General features: G+C 44.6%; 3 protein-coding genes. All 3 read left to right on the forward strand.

Annotation, left to right across the window (positions count from 1 at the left end):
- The first annotated feature begins 815 nt into the window (after positions 1-815).
- From H6F80_RS27585 to H6F80_RS27595, 3 genes are read left to right on the forward strand one after another with little or no spacing between them, the layout of a single operon-like run.
- Positions 816-1,022, forward strand: coding sequence for a hypothetical protein (locus H6F80_RS27585; RefSeq protein ID WP_190794722.1), 207 nt, complete (start codon positions 816-818; stop codon positions 1,020-1,022).
- Between the two features lie 13 nt (positions 1,023-1,035).
- Positions 1,036-2,538 (forward strand): ATP-binding protein, encoded by a 1,503-nt coding sequence (locus H6F80_RS30990; RefSeq protein WP_190794723.1) that lies wholly within the window; start codon positions 1,036-1,038, stop codon positions 2,536-2,538.
- Positions 2,511-3,698 (forward strand): alpha/beta hydrolase family protein, encoded by a 1,188-nt coding sequence (locus H6F80_RS27595; RefSeq protein ID WP_190794724.1) that lies wholly within the window; start codon positions 2,511-2,513, stop codon positions 3,696-3,698. The genes H6F80_RS30990 and H6F80_RS27595 overlap by 28 nt, the downstream gene beginning before the upstream one ends.
- The last annotated feature ends 62 nt before the right edge of the window (positions 3,699-3,760 follow it).

The following is a 3,760-nucleotide window of genomic DNA, read 5'->3' on the forward strand; positions in this document are numbered from 1 at the left end:
CCTTTGCTCCCTAATTAGTACAAATTGTTTAAACTAAGACACACAAAAACATCAAGCTAGAAAGACTTTTGTTCTCGCTTCAATCTGTATTTCGATTGCTTCAGTATCAATGATCGCCTGCCTTAAAACATCATCCAGTCGGTCAATTCTTTCAGCTGATTTAAGAACGTTCATAAAATGCCTACAATGGGAATACGGTGGTTCATCGAGTTTTGATGATAGAACGTTACCTCGAAATTGCCAGAAATAGGGACACAAACCCTGCCATTCTTGTTCTCAGTTGCAAATTTCTGCACTTCATCAAATGCTTGGCAAAATCATCCCTTACTTCCAAACAGTCTAAACCTAGAGTTGTATAGTAACGCTGTTTAATTTTTTGACAACTCTGTTCAATCGGATTTTCTAAATAGCTTCTCACTGCATGCTCAATGTCTGCACCTAAGGTTCCTGCGATCGCTTTAGTGTACAGCGGGCCCATCAGTAGCAATCTTTTCGGGCATTGTTTGAGCCATGTTACGGGCTTGAGCAAAGAACGCTTTGGTAATTGCCATGGAAGTAGTGTCACAAAGTTGTTTCTGGGTTGTCATTTGAGTTCTCATTGCAATGTTATCAGTGGATGCGAACACTTTGTTCAAGTTACGTTCATGAGTGAAGTTTAGAATTTTACTCCTAACATGACCTCCTCTGATTTGTCTCAGTTGATCGGCTCATCCGATCGGGTGAATCGATCGATAAAGGAATCCCTGCGATCGTAGGAGGCATCAGTTCCCTTCAATCCGTGAAGCTAATTCTAGATTCACATTGGAGGTGAACCTATGAAGACGCTCACAGCTCTTACACCGAAGCTGACTCAACTGACCAAGTGCATCTTGTCTGAAACTGCCTTTGAGTCTTCTCTCTCAGTTCATTCGTTGGGTACTTCGGGTTACAAGCCGGTGGGTGTTCTGGAGATATTGCGATCGCCCTATTTGATCAAGCTTAGGTGGCTCAAAAATTGCTGTCGAGCCTACGAGATTAGCTAATTCCAAAAAGACTGTGGCATTCCTACGCGATGAAACAGGTCAGGTTATAGCTTCAGTTAAAGATCTCGTGCCTATTCTCGCTTTACTCCTTAGATATAGAGATAGAAAGATAGAGATGAAAGACTTGGTTATGCGTACACTCAAACGATGGATTTCTACAGTCAAACCTATTTCTACCTCATCTGAGTTTTTGGCATGGCGACAGCAATTTTTACCGGGGCGGCTGCAGCTACTTGCCTGGGTTGTCTTGATCATTCTCATCCTAGTGACGATGTTACATCTCACTGTCACCATTCCCAGCCTAAATGCATCTGGAGATCCAAAGGTTGCATTTAGTGCCGATCGCCTAAGAGCCTACCTGGCTAATACCATCAGCCAAATCCTGAGTGTCTTTGTTGGTGTATTGATCACACGATCACGATGGATTCGAAAAAGTCCTGAACGAGTCTTTCTACTGTTTAATGCGCTGGTGCTTCTGCCGATGCAAGTGGTCGCAGCATTTCGGGGAGAGGTTAGCTTTGATAGCGAAATTTGGTTAATTTACTTTGCAATTCAAGCCATTCTAGTTCCTGTTTATTGGCAGTTGCATCTTCTGTCACAAGTTGTAGCAATCGGCTACTTCGTCACAGCATTTTCCTTTGGTTGGCGTGATCCCAATGTGGTTGTTCCGGCTGTCTATCTGTTGTTCGGAGTGTACACCATTTTTATTTGTGCGGTTGCTAATACAGGAGTGTTTTTGTATGAGCGATCGTGCAAGCGGGAACTAGAGTTACGACAACAGTTACGAGTGTTCATTCATGCGGTTTCTCATGATTTACGCAATCCTATCCTGGGAATGACGATGACGCTAAAGAGTTTTGTGAAACCATCGGGTGAATCATCTGCTATTCCCCAGGAGCTGTTAGTGCAACTAGTTGCAAGTGGCGATCGCCAGGTTGAATTGATTAACTCGCTTCTAGAAGCCCATGCGACAGAAGTACAGGGTCTTGCTCTGCATCGTCAGCCTATCCAACTTGCCGAGTTAGTGAATACTACCGTCAATGATTTTCAACCCTTCTTTCAACAGCTAAAAACATCTGTCTATCAAACCATTTCACCCAATCTACCGCCTATCAATGCCGATTCACTGCAACTTCGACGGGTGTATGAAAATCTAATTTCTAATGCATTGAAGTATAACCGCCCCAGCTTGCAGTTAACGTTTGCGGCAGAGGTTGTTGACAGTGAAAAATTAGGAAAATGGGGAAATAGGCAGAGCGCAAGCAGGCTACAGCACTCACCACTACACTGGCTGCATTGCATTGTGACAGATAACGGAGTTGGTATGACGCTGCAGCAAAGCAAGCACTTGTTTGATCTCTACAGCCGCGGACGTGATCAACGACGATCGCTCAGCCTGGGATTAGGGCTCTATATGTGTCGGCAAATTATCGCAGCACATGGCGGCGAAATTGGAGTGATTAGTAGTCCAGATCAAGGTGCAACGTTTTGGTTTACCTTGCCGATTCAAACCTGATTCTCGTCGTTCAATTATTTTTTCAAAAAGCGATGCCTACTCACACAGCAAGAACTCGTCATGTTATGAAGTGGACTTGGATAACTACCTTCACGCTCACGATGCTTTTTACGATTGGTATGGCCGCATTTGCTAAAACTCGTCCTCAAGACCCTCAACCCCCTTTTCCTTACCAAAGTGTTGAAGTTAGTTACAAAAACTCAAAAGCTCAAGGTGTTCGTTTAGGTGGGACGTTTGTGATTCCAGCAGGGCAACCGCCGTTTCCGACGGTCTTGTTGATCACAGGATCCGGGTTGCAAGATCGGGATGAGACCATTTTCAATCACCGTCCGTTTGCGGTAATTGCTGATTATCTAGCTCGCCGAGGTATTGCTAGTTTACGGGTTGACGATCGGAGTGTTGGCAAATCGACAGGCGATGTTGAGAATGCAACAACAGTGGATTTTGCAACAGATGTTGAAGCGGGGATCGCCTTTCTGAAAACTCGTGCTGAAGTCGCATCTAAAGGAATTGGGCTCATTGGTCACAGCGAAGGAGGGATCATCGCCCCAATGGTGGCGGCAAAACCAGAGAATGATGTTGCGTTCATTATTCTACTGGCTGGCACTGGGGTTCCCGGCGATCGCATCCTGCTAGAACAGCAAATCGCCGCTGCAAAAGCAAATGGAGCCGCCTCTCAAACAATAGAAACACAGCGCCAGCTAATGGAAACAATTCTGCCGATGATCAGAACTAGCAACGAGTCTAGGGATGCTCTCACGAATCGCCTGGTTGTAACCGCGAAGACAATTGACCCTACGGTATCAGAGGAAGAGATACGGAATAGAATGCATCGCCTGACATCTCCGTGGATGCGATTTTTTGTGAGCTACGACCCTGCTCCGACTTTAGCCAAGGTAAAATGTCCAGTGCTTGCTCTGAATGGAGCTAAGGATGTTCAGATCACTTCTCAACTTAATTTGACAGCCATTGGACAAGCCTTAAGGCAGTCAGGAAATCAGAATTTCAAAACGTTGGAGCTTGCTGGACTTAACCATTTATTTCAAACTGCTCGAACAGGCTCACCAAGTGAATACGAAGAAATAGAGGAAACGTTTTCACCAACTGTTCTCAAACTAATTGCTAATTGGATTGAGCAAAATCTCAAGAGAAGTTGGTAACAAACATACTTTAAGAATGCTTGTCATTATGCCGTTGAGAAGCACCTTTATATTCTGGAACT

Source organism: Leptolyngbya sp. FACHB-711 (assembly GCF_014695615.1).
Taxonomy (GTDB): Bacteria; Cyanobacteriota; Cyanobacteriia; order Elainellales; family Elainellaceae; genus Leptolyngbya_A.